This window comes from Sphingobium sp. S6, assembly GCF_905120495.1.
Classification (GTDB): Bacteria; Pseudomonadota; Alphaproteobacteria; order Sphingomonadales; family Sphingomonadaceae; genus Sphingobium; species Sphingobium agri.
This window is the reverse complement of record NZ_CAJHOG010000002.1, coordinates 384,071-402,260: the sequence shown is the minus strand read 5'-3', so window position 1 is coordinate 402,260 and position 18,190 is coordinate 384,071. Positions and strand designations below refer to the sequence as shown.

The following is an 18,190-nucleotide window of genomic DNA, read 5'->3' as shown; positions in this document are numbered from 1 at the left end:
CCATCATGTCCCCTTTTGCAACCCTTGCCGTCACGAAACGATCAGCAGGCGCTTGCCGCCGCCGCAACAGTGGTTATGAAGGATCATCCATCATTGTCGCCCGGATTCGACCGCATTCGGGCTTTGCGCAGAAAAGAAACGGACAAACAGGGACATGAAGGCCACAATCGAACGCGCCACGCTCCTCAAGAGCCTCAGCCACGTCCAGTCGGTGGTTGAACGGCGCAATACGATTCCGATCCTGTCCAACGTGCTGATCGAAGCGTCCGCCGACGGCGCGATCAAGCTGATGGCGACCGACCTCGATCTCCAGATCGTCGAGAGCGTTTCCGCGCAGGTGGAACAGCCCGGCGCGACCACCATCAGCGCCCACACGCTGTTCGACATCGCCCGCAAGCTGCCGGAAGGCAGCCAGGTTTCGCTGCACGCGGCCGAGGGCAAGATGCTGATCCAGGCGGGCCGCGCCCGTTTCAACCTGTCGACCCTGCCGCGCGACGATTTCCCCGTGATCGCGGAAGGCGATCTGCCCACCAGCTTCGAGCTGCCCGCAGAGACGTTGAAGCAGATCATCGACAAGACGCGCTTCGCCATCTCGACCGAAGAAACGCGCTATTATCTGAACGGCATTTATTTCCATGTGTCTGACGAAGGCCAGCCGGTTCTGAAGGCCGCTGCGACCGACGGCCATCGCCTTGCCCGCGTTACCGTGCCCCGTCCCGACGGCGCCGACGGAATGCCGGGCATCATCATCCCCCGCAAGTGCATCGGCGAACTGCGCAAGCTTCTGGATGAGGTGGAAGGGTCGGTCCAGATCACCCTGTCCGCAAGCAAGATCCGCTTCGGCCTTGGCAGCGCGATCCTCACGAGCAAGCTGATCGACGGGACCTTCCCGGATTATAGCCGCGTCATCCCGACCGCCAATGACAAGCTGCTCAAGATCGATCCGCGCAGCTTCGAGGAAGGCGTGGACCGCGTCGCGACGATCGCGACGGAAAAGACCCGTGCAGTCAAGATGACGCTTGATCGGGACAAGATCACCCTGTCAGTGACCAGCCCGGAAAACGGCACGGCGGCGGAAGAAGTGCCGGGCGCATTCCAAGGCGAGGGTTTCGATATCGGTTTCAATGCCCGCTACCTGCTGGACATTCTGGGCCAGATCGACAGCGAGACGGTCGAGCTGCACCTGGCGGACGCGGCAGCCCCGACGCTCATCCGTGAAAATGACCGGAGCCCGGCGCTCTACGTGCTGATGCCCATGCGCGTCTGAACCTAGGCTCGGCGGAGTATAATGATCAGGGTTTGGAAAGATGCTGGCGATGTTCAGCATCTTTCTTTTTCAGCTCGGCTCGCCGGTTTTCGCGGCCGCGCGGAGCCATTATGCCTTTTGGCATAACCGGGTAAGTTTCTTTCAACATCTGTGCGTTACGCACGGCCCATGGCCCCTTCGCGCATCAGGCTGAATGATTCCCCGTCCCGGCCCGCTGATCTTGCGGTGGCGCTGGGCCTTGCCGAGGGCGGGACCGAGGCGTCGGCTTTCTGGATATCCGGCGCCTTTTCCCACATCGCGCGGCTTTGGCCGCTGATCCTGCTGGGCAAGCTGTGCACCGTCGCGCTGCTGCATGTGCCGCTTGGCAGCATCTTCTCCATCCTGACATTGCTGTTCATGCTGCTGATCGACGGCGTGCTGATCGTCGGGCCGCGCGCCGAGCGGTTTCACAACCAAAGACCGCATGTGCAGAAATGGTTGATGCTGCCCGCCGTCCTGTTGTCGAGCGTGACATTCAGCATGTTGCTGGGACCGGCGCGTTTTGCCGGACCCTTGTCATTTTCCCTCGCGGCCGAAGTCGCGATGGCGCTGATCGCCATTTCCGTGTTCGGCGACCGGCGGTTATTGGGCGTCAGTTATTTTCTTGGAACGCTGATCGTGTCAGCCGTTCAAGGCGCAGGCTTTGCCCAGATCGGCCTGTTGCTGAGCTGCATTGCCGTCATGCTGATCGCTGCTGTCCGCCAGGCGACCGTTGACCTTGAGCGCGCCGTTACGCGGCATCAGCAGGATCTGCGTGCCCAAAGATCCGACCGGCTGTTGCAGGAATATGAGCAATCGGGGCAGGGCTGGTTCTGGGAAACGGATCGGCAGGGCTGCCTGACCTATCTTTCAGAACCCTTGGCACGGACACTCAACGTCCCTGAGGATGACCTTGTCGGGCGGCCGATCACCGACATCGTATCGGCTGGTGATCATCAAAATGGCGGGGGTGAACGCACCCTGGGGTTCCATCTTTCAGCGCGGACCGGGTTTTCGGACGTTCATGTGCGGGCGGCGGCGACACGCGACGAGCGCTGGTGGTCGATCTCCGGCCAGCCGGTCTTCAATGAATATGGCCAGTTCCATGGCTTCCGGGGAAGCGGGACCGATCTTACGGAAATGCGCCGGAGCCAGGCCGAGGTGCAGCGGCTCGCCCAGTTCGATTCGCTCACCGGGCTCGCCAATCGCGTGCAGATGCTGCAGTCGTTGGAAGATGCCGTCGCTGGCGCGCGCGGACAACCGGGCGATTGCGCATTGCTCATGCTGGATCTGGATCGATTCAAGACGGTCAATGATACGCTTGGCCATCCAGCCGGTGACGCACTGCTGCGGCAGGTCAGCCAGAGGCTCCAGCGCGTGGTCGGTAATCGCGGGCTCGTCGGGCGGCAGGGGGGCGACGAGTTCAAGGTGCTGCTGCCGGGCGGACAGGATCGCGCGCTTCTGTCCCAACTTGCCAAGACGATCATCAGTACGCTTTCGCAGCCCTACACGATCGAAGGCAAAGTCGTCGTCATCGGCGTATCTGTTGGCATTTCCTGCTGTCCGCAGGATGGCGAGACGGCCGATGCGCTGATCCGCAATGCCGACCTGGCGCTCTATGCCGCCAAAGGTGACGGGCGGGGCGTTCATCGCTTCTATTCATCGGAAATGCATGCTGATGCAGAAGGACGGCGGCAGCTGGAGGAGGATCTGCGTCACGCCCTCGCTTCGGACGGGCTGCACCTTGTCTATCAACCCGTCGTGTCCTCCAAGACGGAGCGGGTTACCGGCTATGAGGCATTGCTGCGCTGGATCCATCCGGTGCGCGGCGAGATATCCCCGTCCATTTTCGTGCCCATCGCGGAAGATACCGGCCTTATTGGATCGCTGGGTGAGTGGGTGCTCCGCACCGCCTGCCACGATGCAGCCCAGTGGGACGAGGATATTCGCGTCGCGGTCAATGTCTCGCCCATCCAGTTCGCCAATCCCGGCCTGCCTGCGACCGTCATGAGCGCACTTGCCGCCTCGCAACTCGCGCCCCAGCGGCTGGAGTTGGAGATCACCGAAAGCGTCTTCCTGAACGATGATGAAGGCACCGATGCGATGTTTTCCCGGCTCAAAGGGATCGGCATCAGGCTGGCGCTGGATGACTTCGGGACCGGCTACTCCTCGCTCGGCTATCTGAAGAAAGCGCCGTTCGACAAGATCAAGATCGACCAGAGCTTCGTTCGCGGGGCGGTGATGACCGGCAGCCGGAACAGCGCGATCATCAAGGCCATCGTCAGCCTGGCGGAGGCGCTGGGCATGGACACGACCGCTGAGGGAGCGGAAACGCAGGACGAACTTGCGCTCATCCGCGATCTGGGCTGTAGCCATATACAGGGCTATGTCTATGGCCGCCCGCTCGGAGCCAGCGATGTGCTGGCCCGGCACCGCGTTCATGGCACGGTCGCGCTGGTGGAAGGCTTCCAGTCCAGCCGTCCTGAGCGCAAGACCATGCTGCGCACGGTGGCGGTGCATGCCGACGGCCATGCCTATACCGGGCGCATCCGCAATATTTCGGCCACTGGCGCGATGATCGAAGGGCTTTGGAACGTGCCTTCAGGCATGGACCTGGTTGTTGAGTTCAGCGACGTGCACAGCGTCGATGCGGTCGTCCGCTGGTCCCGCGACGATCGAATGGGCGTGGAGTTCGCCGGCGCCATCGATATTGCGGCGGTGTGCGCCCTGCCCCGATCACTGGCATCCTGATCCCGCACAGCTTTGCGACCGCGCACAAAAAAAGGAGCCGCCGATCGCGGCTCCCTTATTGTGCTGAACTGATAACTGTTCAGGCGGCGATCGCTGTCCGCTCCGCCTGAACCATGCCGCGGGCCACGTCCCTGATCAGGGTGATGAACCGCCCGGCCTCGCGAGCGATCATGGCCTTGTTGAAGCAGGCGGCAGCGCCCCGGTGGAGCGCTTCGGCCATGATCGGCGCTCCGTCACGCATCAGGCTGGAGAGCATGATGACGGGGCAGGGATCGATCTCCATGATCTCATCCAGGATGCTGAGGCCATCCCGGCCCGGCATGGCGACATCCAGCGTCACCACATCGAGCTTTTCCATGCGGATAAGGTCGATCGCTTCTTCGCCATTGCGGGCGACGCCTACGACATCGAACCGGCAATCGCGCTCCAGCAGCGTTTCGATCATTGCGCGGATGGTGAGCGAATCGTCGACCACCATGATCCGTATCGGCTTTGCCATATATTCCTCCGACCCATGTTTTCATGGATCATAACGGACGGACAATGGAGTCATTTAGGCGAGGGTCAGAAGAAGAGCTTCCGGAAGGAAATGCTGATCGTCCGGCCCAGCGGATCAAGATAGCCCGGCTGATAACGCAGCGGCGTTCCTCCTGTGGCGTTGGTCACGTCGCGGCGGGTGTTGAAGATATTGTCGATGCCGATCGACACTCGCGATCCGCGTAGAAATGGGTGGTTCTTCACCAGCGAAGGCATTTGCCCGAGATTGGCGAACAGCCGCAGGTTCGCCGTCGCGAGGCTGCCGAAATCAAGCCGCGACGTGCCGCCCAACGCACCATCGACATGGGTGCCGCTTTCCCAATCGACGCTCAGCCGCGCGCCAAGCCCGTTGTTCGTGTAACCGACGCGCGCCTCCACCTCGTGCCTTGGCTGGCCGCCCGATGATCCTGTCGCGTCGCCGTTCAACAGGTCGAGTTCCGGCACGCCCGGCGCGATCAGGATGCTCTCGGTAAAATGCCATGTGTGATAGAGACTGAAGCTCAGCCGTCCGCCTCCACCACCGCGTCCGCCACCCGGCCCGCCAAAACCGCCGCCTGGACGTCCGCCGCCGCCAAAGCTGCCTTCGCCACGGGGGTGATCGCTGTCGTTTGGTGCAGGCGGAGGGGGTGCGCCATCCTGGCCTCTCTGCGCTCCGCGCCCGCCACGGTTGCCGAACAGCGCGCGCATGTCCTGCAATTCCTTCGGCCGGTCCTCCGGCTTCGCGCCAGCCGCCCGCCAGGCTTCGACCAGCTTCTGGATGCGGGACTTGAGCGGGAAGGATAGATCGAAACCCCAACGCAGCTGCTCGCTTTGCGACCGTAGATAGTTGATCGGCCGCGCATCGATTTCGGTGAGCGCGCCGTTCACGCGAGTGAAGCGACCATCGAAGGCGTCCTCGATCGCCGGGGTCGGTTCGGGGAAGGCCGCGATCGGATTGCTCGTCCGGCTGTTGAGATAGGTCGCAGTCAAAGTCAGGTTGGGCTTGTCGAACGGCTTCACCGTCGCGCTCAGCCGGAACTGATCCCGCACGCTTTCCTTCAATTGCGCGTTGCCCCCGGTCACCCGCGTCACGAAGACGGTCTGGCCGCTTTGATAGTCGAAGACCGGAATATTCTCCGTTCTGATCACAGGATCGCTGAGCTGGTTGCCCGTAGGTGCTGCCCGGTCCTGGTTGGCGGAAACCAGCAGTTGGACCGCTGGTATCGGCCGCCACCGCACACCATAGCCTAATGTGGAGAGCGTGCCGAAATCCGAAAGCTCCTGCGCAGCCGCATTCACATTGATGCCGATGTCGCCAACCGCGCCTAGGATGCCCCTTGCCTTGCTGGTGATCGGCAAGTCGAGCGTTACCTGTCCGCTGGCGATCTGCCGGTCATAGTCATTGCTGCGCTCGGTTCCGTTGCGGATCGACCAGGCTTCGAAGCCGTTGGCCGATGCGCCCATCCGGATCGAGCTTGTCACGGCGCCTGCGGGCAGGTCGAACACAGGGCCCGACAGTAGCAGGTCGCCCGTCACGGCCCGCGACCGCGCGCTCGCCCGGTCGGTTGAACTCGATCGGTCGGTTCGCGTCCGGGTGTCCGACACATCGCCATTGCCGGTGAAGGACCATTGCCAGCCTTTGCCGAGCAGCCCGTTGAACGTCAGCCCCAAATGGCCGGTCGTTCCGCGAATCTGCTGATCGAGCCGGTTGTCGCGCAGGAATTCGGCATAGCGCGGTCCATCGCCGATCGGCGCGGCGAGTGCTGCCGCCGAAAGCCCCTGAAGCGAGTCATTGTCCGAAAGCTCGACGCGACCATTGACGGTCATCGACATGCCGCCGAGCGCGCGGGCATAGGTGGCGTTCGCGGATATGCTTTCGGTCGCGGGGCTGAGAGTGCGAAAGCGGGTGACGTCGATCAGCGCCGGGTTGCTCACCGTTCGTTCGATCCCGCGCTGGCTCTCCAGCAAGGAAGCGGCTGCATTATATTTGACGTTCAATGTGAAGCGATTGTCGCCCCGGATACGTAGCAGGCCTGCCTCGGCCGATCCGCTTTCCCGTCCACCATCGGTGGTCGTAGCCGCCCGCAGATCGGCAAGCTCTGCACGGAAACGCTGGCGAAGCACGATGTTCGCTACCTTTTGTGTCGGTGCATAGCCATAGGACAGGGCGACCTGTTCGGGCAGGATATCGACCCGGGCCACGGCCTCCGACGGGATGTCCTGAATCTCGGAAAAGCTGGATATGCGCTTGCCGTTCAGCAGAACAACCGGCGTTCCGTTGGTCTGTGCCGACAGCTCGGTGATCATTTCCGAAATGGATGTCACGCCCAAAGCGCGGATATCGGCGGAGGAAAGCTGCTGTTCGGGCTTTATATTGCCCAGCACAGCGCCACGCTGGGGCTGGCCGGTGACGACGATCTCTTCCCCTTCGTCGATCTGCACCGGCGGCTCCTGGGATGCAGTCTGCGCCATCAGCGCAGCGGGCGACGCGCCCAATAGGAAAAACAGCATCAGCGAAGCCGGTCGGCGCACGAACATACCCCTTTTGGAAAAAGCGAACCCTTGATGGTCCGTCACTAGGGGCGAACTGTCTCAAAATCTTGGCAAGGCCAAGGCTAATTTGTCGCAAATTGTAGCAGTTGCAGTCGTGCGCTGCGGAACATCTGTACGGACAGGCTTATCCTGCCCCCTGTTCCCTTCGCCGATCGGCTCGCCTAGGCTTTGCCGATGCGCACCTTATATCCGGCCACCGACCCTCATGCCTCCGGCCATCTCGACGTTGGCGATGGCCATTTCATCTATTGGGAGCGCGCGGGCACGCCGGGCGCGAAGCCTGCGGTCTTTCTCCATGGCGGGCCGGGCGGCGGCATCTCGCCCGATCATCGCCGCCTGTTCGATCCGGACCGCTATGATGTCCTGCTATTCGACCAGCGCGGTTGTGGCCGTTCGACGCCGCACGCGTCGCTGGAGGCGAACAGCACATGGCACCTCGTCGCGGATATCGAGCGGCTGCGGGAATTGGTGGGCGTGGATCAATGGCTGGTGTTCGGCGGAAGCTGGGGATCGGCGCTCGCCCTGGCCTATGCGCAGAGTCATCCCTCCCGCGTCAGCGAATTGATCTTGCGCGGGATTTTCACGCTCCGCCAACAGGAGATCGACTGGTATTATCAGGAGGGTGCGAGCCGCATCTACCCCGACAAATGGGAACGTTTCCTCGCTCCCATAGCGGAGGAGGATCGCGGCGACCTGCTTCATGCCTATCACCGCTTGCTGACGGGCGACGATCGTGCGGCACAGATTGCTGCAGCGAAGGCCTGGAGTGTCTGGGAAGGCGAAACCATCCGTCTGCTGCCTGATGCTGCCTTGTCAGCCACGCATGATGACGACGCCTTCGCTCTGGCCTTTGCGCGGATCGAGAATCATTATTTCGTTCATCGCGGTTGGCTGGAAGAAGGCCAGCTCATTCGCGATGCGGGTAAGCTAAGCGGCATTCCCGGCGTCATCGTTCAGGGCCGGTATGACATGGCTTGTCCTGCCGAAACCGCCTGGGCACTGCACAAAGCTTGGCCTGAAGCGCGGTTCGAGATGATCGAGGGCGCGGGGCACGCCTATAATGAGCCCGGCATTCTCGACGCCCTTGTCCGCGCCACGGATGGTTTTGCCGCTTGAGGCCCATCCAGTGCGCTGGGATAGCAGCTGTGGCGCGCCGAGGATAAGAGCCTCAAGGCTCGCCCCTCGACTCCTGCATCCGCCGTTCCGCAAACCATTGCTCCAGCATCTTGGCGGTGCAGCCGGTGAAGCCGTTGCTGCCGATGGCCGAGCAGCTGCCGGGCAGATTCTGCCGCTGAACCTGCTCCATCGTGGCCACCTGACTGCCCCAGCCCGGCCCACCCGACGGCGCTGGCTTTTCGCGCAACTTCTTGGGGATGCGGTAGCGTTCGGACTCGGGTTTGCGCGCGCAGACGATGATCTCGTCACCTTCACCCTTGGGGCAGGGGTCGTCCCCATAAACGATGAGGTTGAACACGCGCTGAGGGGGCTCGGCGCTGGCCGGCGCGAGCGACAGGAAGGGCGCCAGCGCCGCTAAGCCGAGCAAGGCATGTACAGGAAAGCGCATTGGTGAATATCCTCCATTCGCCCCTGTCCACCGGCGGACTGCCCAAATCCGCCCATTTGTTCAGACGCCGAGCGTCGCGCACGGCCGTCAGGGTTGCGGGGGCGTGCCCGGCTGAGGAGCAGTCTGCTGCGGTTGTCCGGCTTGCGCCTTTTCCTCCGCCACGGCTCGCGCTTCGATCGCCTTGCTATCCTCATCGATGGTGGAGAGCCGCCGCGCCCGTTCGGCTTCGACCAGGTCCTTCCAGCTGGCATTGTCCGCCGCCTGCCGCTCTGCCTTGGCAAGCCGGGCCAACTGGTTGAAGCAGCCGGTGAACCCGCCGGGGCCGGTGGCCGAGCAGCTTTCCGTGCCGGTGCGGCCGACATATTCCATGGATCGCACGCGCTCACCCCATGCCTGGTTGCTCGGCTTGTTCGGATCGCCGCGCAGGGGTTCGGGAATGCGATAGCGTTCTTCCTCGCCCTTCCGCGCGCATACGACGATGTCGCTGCCAGCGCTTTGCGGGCAGGGGTCCTCGCCATAGACGATGACCAGGTTCACCCGCTCCGATCCCGTCGTTCCGGCAGCGGCGGTGGGCGCCTGTTCCTGCACGGGTCCGGTCTGCTGCTGCGCCATGGCGGGCAAAACGCTCGCAGCCATCAGCAGCATGGCGGCTGTCGCGGTCTTCATCATCGTCCTTATCTCCTCAGATCCGCTTCGACAGCGCGATTGCAGCCCGGCACCCCAGGCGAATGACACCCGAAAGCAGCGGATAGGCGGGCGCCTGTTCCGCTCCACGGGCGATCGCGGTTTCGCGATGCTCGACCTCTTCCGCCTGAAAATCCGTGATGGTGGCGGCAAGTTCCGCATCATCATTCGCCAGCTCCGCCAATTGCTCTGCATAATGGCGATCGATCTCCGTCTCGACAGCGGCGGTGCAGGCCATGGCGGCGCGCGGGCCGATCGCGGCGGTGACCGCACCCAGCGCAAATCCCGCGACGTTCCAGATCGGCTGCAATGCGGTCGGACGCACGCCGCGCCGCGCGATCATCGCGTCAAATATCTTGCGGTGCCGCTCCTCCTGCGCCGCCATGCCCGCGATGATGCGGGCGTCGGGGTGGCGATCGCCAAGGACGGCAAGCTGCCCGGCATAGATGCGCGTCGCGCCGAACTCGCCAGCCTGATCCACGCGCAGCATCGCCGCGCGATCATCTGCCGTCACCCGCCGGCCAGGGCGGGGGAAATCCCTAGGCGCGCTCATGCCTCTTTCCTCGACTTGATCAGCAGGGCCAAGATGGCGAGGGCGCTTGCTCCCGACAAGAGCCCATTGAAGCCCGCCAGCGAAATGCCCAGCAAAGTCCAAGGTGCGACATCGCAGCGCGTGATCGGGGTTGCCATGATCTGGTTCAATATGTCGGCTGGATTTCCCGCCGTTGGAGAGGTGGAGCAGGCCGTCAGCCCCTGCCACCAGCCATATTCGACACCCGCATGGAAAAGGCCGATTGCGCCACTGATCCCGATCGCCAGCCCCGCCAGCCCTGCGAACAACGCGCTGACGCAGGGGCGCTTTTTCGTGCCATAAGCGATCAACGCCAACGGGACCGCCGCCATATGCGGGTAGCGTTGCCACCAGCACATTTCGCACGGATGCAGGCCGCCCACATATTGCGAGGCGTAAGCGCCACCCAGCAGCAGCAGTGGCAACACAAGGGCAAGGAAGCGGGCGAGGGGCAAGCTCTTCATTGTGCCCGCTTAAACGGCCTTGAACCTTTCGTCATGCTGAACTTGCGTCAGCGCCCGAACTTCCGCTGGGTCTTGCCGTAGCGCAGCTTGCGCGTGCCGGGCTTGCCTTCGGTGGCGCGGCCGCGCGGCGATGCCACCTGCTCGTCCATGGGCAGGCCAAGCTCGTCGGCCTCCAGCTTGCGGATTTCGTCGCGGATGCGGCCTGCTTCCTCGAATTCCAGGTCGGCGGCGGCGGCACGCATCTTCTTTTCCAGATCCTCGATATAGGCGCGCAGGTTATGGCCGACGAGGTGCGGGCGGTCCTCCAGACCCGTGTCGACCGTGACCTGATCCTTGCTCGCCACATGGGCGATGATGTCGCCGATGTTGCGCTTGATCGTTGTCGGCGTGATCCCGTGTTCGAGATTATAGGCCTCCTGCTTCTCGCGGCGGCGGCTGGTTTCGTTGAGGGCGCGCTCCATGCTGCCGGTGATGCGATCGGCATAGAGGATGACCCGCCCCTCGACATTGCGCGCGGCGCGGCCGATGGTCTGGATGAGCGAGGTTTCGGAGCGCAGAAAGCCTTCCTTGTCCGCGTCAAGGATCGCGACGAGCCCGCATTCGGGAATGTCGAGCCCTTCGCGCAGCAGGTTGATGCCGACCAGCACGTCATAAACGCCCAGGCGCAAGTCGCGGATCAGTTCGATACGCTCCAGCGTCTCGACGTCGCTGTGCATGTATCGGACCTTCAAGCCCGCCTCATGCATGAACTCGGTCAGGTCCTCGGCCATGCGCTTGGTGAGCGTGGTAACGAGCGTGCGATAACCCTTCTTCGCCGTCTCCCTGGCTTCATGGATCAGGTCGTCCACCTGATCCTCGACCGGCTTGATCTCCACTGGCGGGTCGATGAGGCCAGTGGGGCGGATGACCTGTTCGGAAAAGACGCCGCCGGTCTGCTCCATTTCCCATGAGCCGGGGGTTGCCGAAACGCTGACCGTCTGCGGCCGCATCGCATCCCATTCGTTGAAGCGCAGCGGGCGATTGTCGATGCAGCTTGGAAGACGGAAACCATATTCGGCGAGCGTGATCTTGCGCCGATGGTCGCCGCGCGCCATCGCCCCGATCTGGGGGATGGTCTGGTGGCTTTCGTCCACGAACAGCAGCGCGTTTTCGGGCAGATATTCGAAGAGAGTCGGCGGCGGTTCACCGGGCAGGCGGCCGGTCAGAAAGCGGGAATAATTCTCGATCCCGGCGCAGGAGCCTGTTGCGGCGATCATTTCGAGGTCGAAATTCGTCCGCTGCTCCAGTCGCTGCGCCTCCAGCAGCTTGCCCTCTGCGACGAGTTCCTTCAGCCGCTCGGCGAGTTCGAAGCGGATCGCCTCCATCGCCTGCTTCAGCGTCGGACCGGGCGTCACATGGTGCGAATTGGGGAAGACCTTCACATAGTCGAGGCTGGCGATCTTCTTGCCCGTGAGCGGATCGAACTCGACGATCTCTTCGATCTCATTGCCGAAGAAGCTGATGCGCCAGGCCGTGTCCTCATAGTGGGATGGGAAAACTTCCAGATTGTCGCCCTTCACCCGGAAGTTGCCGCGGGCAAAGGCGGCGTCGTTGCGCTTATATTGCAGCGCCACCAGCTTGCGGATGATCTCCCGCTGATCCTCCACTGCGCCCTTCTTCATCGGGAAGGTCATCGCCGAATAGGTTTCGACCGACCCGATGCCGTAAAGGCAGGAGACAGACGCGACGATCAGCACATCGTCCCGCTCGAGCAGAGCGCGGGTGGCGGAGTGGCGCATTCGGTCGATCGCCTCGTTCACGCTCGACTCCTTTTCGATATAGGTATCGGAGCGCGGCACATAGGCTTCGGGCTGGTAATAGTCGTAATAGCTGACGAAATATTCGACAGCATTTTCCGGGAAGAAGCTCTTGAACTCGCCATAGAGTTGCGCGGCGAGAATCTTGTTGGGCGCGAGGATCAGAGCGGGGCGTTGCATCGCCTCGATCACCTTCGCCATGGTGAACGTCTTGCCCGAACCAGTGACGCCCAACAGCACCTGGTCCTTTTCCCCCGCCCGCGCCTGTTCCACCAGTTCGGCGATCGCGGTGGGCTGGTCACCCGAGGGCTCATAGTCCGAAACCAGCTTGAACGGACGCCCGCCCTCGCTCTTTTCCGGGCGCGCGGGACGGTGGGGGACGAAGCCTTCGCCGGTCTGGGGCTCGTCCAGCGTTGTGCGAATCTGAATGGACATGCGGGCCAATATGGGCATGGTCCCGCACCACAGCAATGTGGGGCAGGCATCCCATGTAACGATAGCGGAGGACTCGATGCGCAAGGCCATTTTTCTGTTCACTTCGATGGCCATGTTGCAGGCATGCGCGACGACCACGGCCGGGACGGGATCGGCGCAGACGCCGCCATCGGTGATGCAAGGGACAAAGGCGCGCACCGCCAGCTATCTGGGCGGCGGCGCGCTGCCCGACGGCCTTATGCTGTCTCCGCCGCCTCCAGCGGCTGGATCAGCGGCCGAAGCGCGCGATAAGGAAGGGGCAGCCGCCGCTCTTGCCATGCGCGGCAGCGCGCGGTGGGATCTCGCCAAGGCGGATGCGGATCTGCGCCCAGCCCACGCCGCTGCCGCATTTTCCTGCTCCGCCGGCATTCTCATCGATCAGGCGCATACTCCTGCGCTTGTCCGCCTTCTGTCACGGGCCATGGGCGATCTCGGCGGCTCTACCGGCGAGGTGAAGAAGCGGTACATGCGGCAGCGTCCCTTCATGGTGAATGGGCAGCCGATGTGCACCCCGGACTGGGACAAGGTTCTGCGCCGTGACGGCTCCTATCCTTCCGGCCACAGCGCGATCGGCTATGGCTTTGGCCTTATCCTGGCCGAAGTCATGCCGGAGAGGGCGGCAAAGCTGGTCGCGCGTGGCCGCGCGATGGGGGACAGCCGCCGCATCTGCAATGTGCACTGGTTGAGCGATATCGAGGAGGGACGCGTCATCGCCTCGGCCACGGTGATGCGCCTCAATGCCGATCCCGCCTTCGCCGCCGATCTCGCCGCCGCCCGCAAGGAGGTCGCGGCGCAGCAGAGCAAATCCGCCGAGGCCGCGCCCGATTGCGCGCAGGAGGCGGCGGCGCTGGGTCAATAGCCGCAGGATCATTTTCCATCCCTCGTCTGTCCTGATATGCTGCCGATCAGAGAGGCCGGGCCATTCCGGCATCAACGGGGGAAAATCATGTTGAAAGCCTTGGCAGTCATTGTTCCTGCGGCGCTGTTGCTTGGCGGCTGCGGGGACAAGCCTTCGGGCGAACCGCAGAGCCGCGAGGAAGTGAGGGCAGAGGTGCAGAAGGTGCAGTTGAAGCCCGGCCAGTGGGAAGGAGCCTATACGCTCGAGGATATCGAGATGCCGAACGTGCAGGGCGGCGGCGATCAGATGAAAGAGCAGATGAAGAAGATGATGAGCCGCAGCTCGATCAAATATTGCGTCTCGCCTGAAGAAGCAGCGAACCCGAGCGGCAAGATGTTCTCTGGCCAGGAAAGCAAGGATTGCACCTACAAGGGCTTTGACGTCAGCGGCGGGTCGGTGAAAGGCGAGATCGCCTGCAAGTCGGAACATGGCACCATGAATGCCGTCATGTCCGGCAGCTACGCGCCCGAAAGCTATGAAATGCACATGGACATGAAGATGAGCGGTGCTCCCGGCGGCATGAACATGAGCATGAAGGCGAAGACGACGGGCAAGTGGGTCGGCGCGGACTGCGTCGCATCCTGATCTAATGGAAGGCGCGGAGGGCAGTTGCTGGCTTTGCGCGCGCCCGCTCGGAAAGCGTGTGGAATGGCATCATCCGGTGCCGAAGAGCCGGGGCGGGCGCGAGACGGTGCCCGTGCACCGATTTGTCATCGCGCAATCCATGCGCAATTGAGCAATGTCGAGCTGGCCCGCACGCAAGGTGACGGCGCCGTTCTGCGCGCGCATCCTGGGATCGCCCGCTTCCTTGGCTGGGTCGCTAACAAACCGCCGGACTTTCACGCGCCCACCTACAGGAAGCGCTAGCGCCGCTTTTTCCCTTGCGCTTCGGCGCGCGCCGAGCGAGCCTCTGACTGTTCCGCAAGAGAACAGGGGAAGAGGATATGCGAAAGACGATGATGGCGGCGCTGCCGCTCGCGATGACGCTTGGCTTGGCCGGATGCGGCAATGAGGCACCCAAAACGGAAGCGGTCGAGGCGCCGATCTTCATGAAGGCGGGTGAATGGACGATCACCCGCAAAACGACAGGCTACAACACTCCAACCGTGACGCCCGCCCAATATCAGGCGGCGCTCAAACAGGTTGATGAGGAAAAGCTGTGTATCGCCGTCGATGCAAAGGGAACGCCCGATGCGAATGCCCTGGCTGGGGATGAGGGCCAGGATTGCACCTACAAGGACAAGCTGCTGCGCAAGGGAAGGTTGATCGCTACCCTGTCCTGCAAGTCCGGCGCGGCCACCTCGGAAATCGCGCTGGAGGGCAATTACACTGCCGACACTCTGACGCTGGGCAGCACCATGACGAAGACGGCCGGGGGCAGCCCGGTCCTGCGCACGACCCATGACGTAACCGGCAAACGCACCGGCGAATGCAGCAAGGCCTGAAGCGGCCGTGATGAAAGGTCCTCCGCCGCCGCTCGGCGGAGGATCACCTGTCCGAAATCGCCAATGCCGAGAGCGGGCTTCTGTGCCATGTTCGCCCCGGCATTCATCGGAATGGCGGAGGGTTAAGACATGCTCTTTCATCTTTCGATCGCCGCGCATGATCCCAAGCATGTTGCAGAAGTCATCGCGGAAATGTGGCGCGGCGAGGCCTTTTACTTCCCGCCAGTCACGCCTGGTAGCTGGATCGCCTTTGCGGGCGACGACCGGGGCACCGCGATAGAGGTTTATCCGATCGATACGGTCCTGCGGGAGGAAGAAGGCGACGCCGATAGTTTTGGAGAGCGGACTGGTGAAAGCCGCTACACCGCCACCCATGCCGCGTTGGCCACCCCGCTATCCCGCGAAGAGATCATGGGGATCGCGCGGCGGGAAGGGTGGCCCGCCAAATATCGCAAGCGCGGCGGCGCCTTCGGTGTGATCGAACTGTGGATCGAAGGGCGGCAGATGATGGAGATGCTGACTGCCGAGATGCAGTCCGAATATCTGGCCGCGATGACGACGGACAATTGGCGCGCCATGTTGAAAGCAGGCGCGCCCGCCTGACCTATTGCAGCGCCCGGATGGCGCGCTGGTCGCATGTTTTGGGCCCTTGGCGCGGGGCGGAATAGACGGGCACCTGAATGGATTGACCGATGCGCAGCGGCGCAAAGCGGTGCCGTTCCATGCCTTCGCATTTGAGGAACAGGTCCAGCATGCGAGGCGGCGTGTCCCATTTTTCATAAGACAGTCGGAATGTGCCCCAATGGATGGGGATTGCAGTCGATGCCTTTAGCTTTTCGAACACCTCGACCGCGCGCTGCGGCCCGATGTGCGAGTCCGCTTCCATCTGCCCCGGCCAGAAACGAAAGGCGCCGATAGGGATCATCGCGAGGCGGATCGGCCCGATCCGTGCGGCTTCTGCGGGCCATGCCATGTCGCCAGCGCCCGTGTCGCCCGCGAAGAAGATGTTGCCCGCACGGGTTTCGATCAGGAAGCTGGACCACAAAGCGCGGTTGCGGTCCGTACCCCACCGGCTGCTCCAGTGATGATTGCGCAGCACATGGACACGATAGTCGGGACAATGTTCGTAATTTTCGCACTGGATGACCGTTTGCGTCCCCAGATTGTTCAGGGCGGCGCCGGACACGGATTGGCCCCAATCGAGCGCGATTGCGGGAATGCCCTTGTCCTTAAGGATGCGCTCATTCCCCAAGCTGACGATGATCTTGGGCCGGTCACGCTCCCATAATCTCCTGAGCGTGGGGATATCCATATGGTCGTAATGATTATGGCTGACGATGATGAGATCGATTTTCGGCAGATCATCGAACTTGATGCCCGGCTGCGCCACGCGCTTCGGGCCCAGTGGCGGAAAAGGGCTCGCATAGTCGGACCATATGGGGTCGGTAAGAATGTTGAGGCCCGCCGCCTGCACCAGCACTGTGGCGTGGCCGACCCAGGTCGCCCGCATGCCCCGCGGCGCTGCGAATGCCGGGGGGCGTGTGGGCTCTACAGCGACCACCGCGGGCCATTCGGCACGCTCGTCTTGCCCAGTCAGCCAGCGGAGAAGAAATCCGCGCCGGTTCTTTCCCGGAGGACTGGAAAATTCGATTTCGCCATCGGGATTGAAGAAATGCTCGCCATCATAATGACGGCTGACTGGCCCGTCATAATAGATGCGGTCGAGGAAGGGCGGGATGATCGTGATCGCAAGACAAAGCGCGATGACGAGGAACAGCAGCGCTACGCCCGCTCCGCGAAAGAGTTTCCCGATGATGCGGCCCATGCCGTCTCCTGCACTGTTCACGATGCAGGGTCATAGCCTTGATATGCCGCGCGGCAAGAGCCGCTTCCGGCGTTCCGCCTCAATGACGCATGTGCCGCAGCCAGGGTAGCAATCGCCTTTGAAGGTCATGCGCCCCGCTGCTTTCGCCTTCCAGGAAGGGAATGGCATAGGCTTCCAGATCGTCTTTCAACAGACTTTCGCTCCGGCTGTGGCGATGCAGGTCCACCACCGCGCCATCGGGCATATGCATGGCCAGAGCAGCCATGCCATCGCTGACGCTGGTATAAGGCCCATCGACCTCATAATCCTCCGCCAGCAGCAGATCGACCATCATGCCGGCAAGTTTGGGATCGTCTTCGACGACCAGAATACGACCATTTGGTTTCGGCATCTGCCTTACTCCAGGCCGAAATGGCTGCGGTAGCGGTTGAAGCAGCGTTCGCCGCAACTCAGGCGGATCAACGCGCCCTCTGCTATGGCGGTCGCGCGGCGGGGGTCTTCCGCGACCAGCGGCTTGATCGCCAGTTCGTTCCAGTCCCGGCTATGCTTGACGTCCAGCACCGCATGCAGATCGAAATATCGTCGCTCGGACTGGCTGAGCCCAATTCGTCGCAAGGCGCGAGCGGTGTGCGCCGATCGACCGGGCGCGGTTAGTTCGATCGCGCCCAGCGCGCCGACGCTGTGCCAGGCGTAGCATCGCTGCGTCGCCATCGCGGTCATCGCGTTGGCGAGCGCCAGGCTTTCCCAGACCGTGGTCTCGATCGTCGGTGTCAGTTCGAGTGTCGTGACCAGCTGCGCAAGCATGGGGCCATGCATGCCCTTCTCCTGGCCGCGCCCCATTTCATCCCAATAATTGCGCGCGAGTTCCAACTTGGCGGAGTCTGGCAGCTTGACTTGCGTCAATGCGACGAGATCGTCAAAGCCAGCCTCGCCTGCCGCCTCCTGCGTCAGGAACCAGCGGATTTCGTCCCGGGACGCGTGGTCGGCGAGCCATGGGAACAGCGCATCATGCTGACCGGGGCCGGTTTGTTCGAGCGCTTCGAACCATTGGATGAAGCCTTCTGGATCGGTCGGAGCTTGTGCAGCACGATCACGGACCATGGCGCGTAGCTCTTCCATGAAGCCATGTTCCAGGCGGAGCATGGCTTCGTCCTGGCGGAACCGGCTTTCCCAATCCTCCGGATAGGACGGCGCGAGCCGTTGCCGATTCCAATGACTGAGGCGCTGCTGAAAACTTTGTTGAAGAAATTGCGACTCGCACTCGGGTGCGATGAAACGGGTAGCCACGGAAAATGCTCTCCTGATTGTACCCCTGTTCAATTCAGGGGAGGGCGTGACGTTCCCTTTAAAATGCCTAATCGGGA

Annotated in this window: 17 protein-coding genes and 1 pseudogene; 8 read left to right on the top strand and 10 right to left on the bottom strand. The window is 62.6% G+C overall.

Features of this window, described 5'->3' with window-relative positions; all coding sequences use genetic code 11:
* The first annotated feature begins 154 nt into the window (after nt 1–154).
* Nucleotides 155–1,267 (top strand): DNA polymerase III subunit beta, encoded by a 1,113-nt coding sequence (dnaN, locus tag SPHS8_RS09080; protein ID WP_097090738.1) that lies wholly within the window; start codon nt 155–157, stop codon nt 1,265–1,267.
* Nucleotides 1,268–1,435: 168 nt separating this feature from the next.
* Nucleotides 1,436–4,036, top strand: a complete 2,601-nt coding sequence (locus SPHS8_RS09075; protein WP_201515233.1) for an EAL domain-containing protein — start codon at nt 1,436–1,438, stop codon at nt 4,034–4,036.
* 79 nt (nt 4,037–4,115) lie between these two features.
* Here SPHS8_RS09075 and SPHS8_RS09070 read toward each other — a convergent pair whose 3' ends face one another.
* Together SPHS8_RS09070 and SPHS8_RS09065 are read right to left on the bottom strand one after the other, a co-directional pair.
* Nucleotides 4,116–4,535, bottom strand: coding sequence for a response regulator (locus SPHS8_RS09070; protein ID WP_236575051.1), 420 nt, complete (start codon nt 4,533–4,535; stop codon nt 4,116–4,118).
* A gap of 65 nt (nt 4,536–4,600) precedes the next feature.
* Entirely contained in the window at nt 4,601–7,090 is a 2,490-nt protein-coding gene (locus tag SPHS8_RS09065) for a TonB-dependent receptor (protein WP_443018582.1), read from the bottom strand.
* A gap of 189 nt (nt 7,091–7,279) precedes the next feature.
* Here SPHS8_RS09065 and pip point away from each other — a divergent pair, with 189 nt between their 5' ends.
* The gene (pip, locus tag SPHS8_RS09060) at nt 7,280–8,221 is read left to right on the top strand and encodes a prolyl aminopeptidase (protein ID WP_201515231.1); all 942 of its coding nucleotides are present in this window, start codon (nt 7,280–7,282) and stop codon (nt 8,219–8,221) included.
* A gap of 52 nt (nt 8,222–8,273) precedes the next feature.
* On the opposite strand, the gene SPHS8_RS09055 is transcribed toward pip, so the two are convergent.
* The 5 genes from SPHS8_RS09055 to uvrB form a co-directional block, all read right to left on the bottom strand.
* Entirely contained in the window at nt 8,274–8,669 is a 396-nt protein-coding gene (locus SPHS8_RS09055; RefSeq protein ID WP_201515230.1) for a hypothetical protein, read from the bottom strand.
* Nucleotides 8,670–8,756: 87 nt separating this feature from the next.
* Nucleotides 8,757–9,338, bottom strand: coding sequence for a hypothetical protein (locus SPHS8_RS09050; RefSeq protein ID WP_097090742.1), 582 nt, complete (start codon nt 9,336–9,338; stop codon nt 8,757–8,759).
* 13 nt (nt 9,339–9,351) lie between these two features.
* Nucleotides 9,352–9,906, bottom strand: coding sequence for a demethoxyubiquinone hydroxylase family protein (locus SPHS8_RS09045; RefSeq protein WP_201515229.1), 555 nt, complete (start codon nt 9,904–9,906; stop codon nt 9,352–9,354).
* The gene (locus tag SPHS8_RS09040) at nt 9,903–10,388 is read right to left on the bottom strand and encodes a disulfide bond formation protein B (protein ID WP_201515228.1); all 486 of its coding nucleotides are present in this window, start codon (nt 10,386–10,388) and stop codon (nt 9,903–9,905) included. Before SPHS8_RS09040 ends, SPHS8_RS09045 begins: the two co-directional genes overlap by 4 nt.
* A gap of 47 nt (nt 10,389–10,435) precedes the next feature.
* On the bottom strand, nt 10,436–12,619 hold the full coding sequence (uvrB, locus tag SPHS8_RS09035; protein WP_201515489.1) for an excinuclease ABC subunit UvrB: 2,184 nt from the start codon (nt 12,617–12,619) through the stop codon (nt 10,436–10,438).
* 76 nt (nt 12,620–12,695) lie between these two features.
* Here uvrB and SPHS8_RS09030 point away from each other — a divergent pair, with 76 nt between their 5' ends.
* The 5 genes and pseudogenes from SPHS8_RS09030 (at nt 12,696) to SPHS8_RS09010 (ending at nt 15,604) form a co-directional block, all read left to right on the top strand.
* Nucleotides 12,696–13,517 (top strand): acid phosphatase, encoded by an 822-nt coding sequence (locus SPHS8_RS09030; protein ID WP_236575050.1) that lies wholly within the window; start codon nt 12,696–12,698, stop codon nt 13,515–13,517.
* A gap of 87 nt (nt 13,518–13,604) precedes the next feature.
* Nucleotides 13,605–14,141 carry a DUF3617 domain-containing protein gene (locus SPHS8_RS09025; RefSeq protein WP_097092656.1) on the top strand — a complete coding sequence of 179 codons (537 nt, stop codon included), beginning with the start codon at nt 13,605–13,607 and terminating at the stop codon, nt 14,139–14,141.
* Between the two features lie 4 nt (nt 14,142–14,145).
* A pseudogene (locus tag SPHS8_RS09020) lies at nt 14,146–14,423 on the top strand (HNH endonuclease).
* 77 nt (nt 14,424–14,500) lie between these two features.
* The gene (locus tag SPHS8_RS09015) at nt 14,501–15,001 is read left to right on the top strand and encodes a DUF3617 domain-containing protein (RefSeq protein WP_201515227.1); all 501 of its coding nucleotides are present in this window, start codon (nt 14,501–14,503) and stop codon (nt 14,999–15,001) included.
* 129 nt (nt 15,002–15,130) lie between these two features.
* Nucleotides 15,131–15,604, top strand: a complete 474-nt coding sequence (locus tag SPHS8_RS09010) for a hypothetical protein (protein WP_097090748.1) — start codon at nt 15,131–15,133, stop codon at nt 15,602–15,604.
* Between the two features lies 1 nt (nt 15,605).
* On the opposite strand, the gene SPHS8_RS09005 is transcribed toward SPHS8_RS09010, so the two are convergent.
* The 3 genes from SPHS8_RS09005 to SPHS8_RS08995 form a co-directional block, all read right to left on the bottom strand.
* A complete protein-coding gene (locus tag SPHS8_RS09005) occupies nt 15,606–16,826 on the bottom strand; it encodes an MBL fold metallo-hydrolase (protein ID WP_201515226.1) in 1,221 nt (406 codons plus the stop codon).
* Between the two features lie 79 nt (nt 16,827–16,905).
* A complete protein-coding gene (locus tag SPHS8_RS09000; RefSeq protein WP_201515225.1) occupies nt 16,906–17,217 on the bottom strand; it encodes a response regulator in 312 nt (103 codons plus the stop codon).
* A 5-nt stretch (nt 17,218–17,222) separates the two neighbouring features.
* Nucleotides 17,223–18,113, bottom strand: coding sequence for an iron-containing redox enzyme family protein (locus tag SPHS8_RS08995; RefSeq protein WP_236575049.1), 891 nt, complete (start codon nt 18,111–18,113; stop codon nt 17,223–17,225).
* Nucleotides 18,114–18,190: the final 77 nt, after the last annotated feature.

What these genes read in the sequence shown, in the direction of transcription:
- dnaN (WP_097090738.1), top strand. Translation starts at nt 155, where the DNA reads ATGAAGGCCACAATCGAACGCGCCACGCTCCTCAAGAGCCTCAGCCAC.
- SPHS8_RS09075 (WP_201515233.1), top strand. Translation starts at nt 1,436, where the DNA reads ATGGCCCCTTCGCGCATCAGGCTGAATGATTCCCCGTCCCGGCCCGCT.
- SPHS8_RS09070 (WP_236575051.1), bottom strand. Translation starts at nt 4,535, where the DNA reads ATGGCAAAGCCGATACGGATCATGGTGGTCGACGATTCGCTCACCATC.
- SPHS8_RS09065 (WP_443018582.1), bottom strand. Translation starts at nt 7,090, where the DNA reads ATGTTCGTGCGCCGACCGGCTTCGCTGATGCTGTTTTTCCTATTGGGC.
- pip (WP_201515231.1), top strand. Translation starts at nt 7,280, where the DNA reads ATGCGCACCTTATATCCGGCCACCGACCCTCATGCCTCCGGCCATCTC.
- SPHS8_RS09055 (WP_201515230.1), bottom strand. Translation starts at nt 8,669, where the DNA reads ATGCGCTTTCCTGTACATGCCTTGCTCGGCTTAGCGGCGCTGGCGCCC.
- SPHS8_RS09050 (WP_097090742.1), bottom strand. Translation starts at nt 9,338, where the DNA reads ATGATGAAGACCGCGACAGCCGCCATGCTGCTGATGGCTGCGAGCGTT.
- SPHS8_RS09045 (WP_201515229.1), bottom strand. Translation starts at nt 9,906, where the DNA reads ATGAGCGCGCCTAGGGATTTCCCCCGCCCTGGCCGGCGGGTGACGGCA.
- SPHS8_RS09040 (WP_201515228.1), bottom strand. Translation starts at nt 10,388, where the DNA reads ATGAAGAGCTTGCCCCTCGCCCGCTTCCTTGCCCTTGTGTTGCCACTG.
- uvrB (WP_201515489.1), bottom strand. Translation starts at nt 12,619, where the DNA reads ATGTCCATTCAGATTCGCACAACGCTGGACGAGCCCCAGACCGGCGAA.
- SPHS8_RS09030 (WP_236575050.1), top strand. Translation starts at nt 12,696, where the DNA reads ATGCGCAAGGCCATTTTTCTGTTCACTTCGATGGCCATGTTGCAGGCA.
- SPHS8_RS09025 (WP_097092656.1), top strand. Translation starts at nt 13,605, where the DNA reads ATGTTGAAAGCCTTGGCAGTCATTGTTCCTGCGGCGCTGTTGCTTGGC.
- SPHS8_RS09015 (WP_201515227.1), top strand. Translation starts at nt 14,501, where the DNA reads ATGCGAAAGACGATGATGGCGGCGCTGCCGCTCGCGATGACGCTTGGC.
- SPHS8_RS09010 (WP_097090748.1), top strand. Translation starts at nt 15,131, where the DNA reads ATGCTCTTTCATCTTTCGATCGCCGCGCATGATCCCAAGCATGTTGCA.
- SPHS8_RS09005 (WP_201515226.1), bottom strand. Translation starts at nt 16,826, where the DNA reads ATGGGCCGCATCATCGGGAAACTCTTTCGCGGAGCGGGCGTAGCGCTG.
- SPHS8_RS09000 (WP_201515225.1), bottom strand. Translation starts at nt 17,217, where the DNA reads ATGCCGAAACCAAATGGTCGTATTCTGGTCGTCGAAGACGATCCCAAA.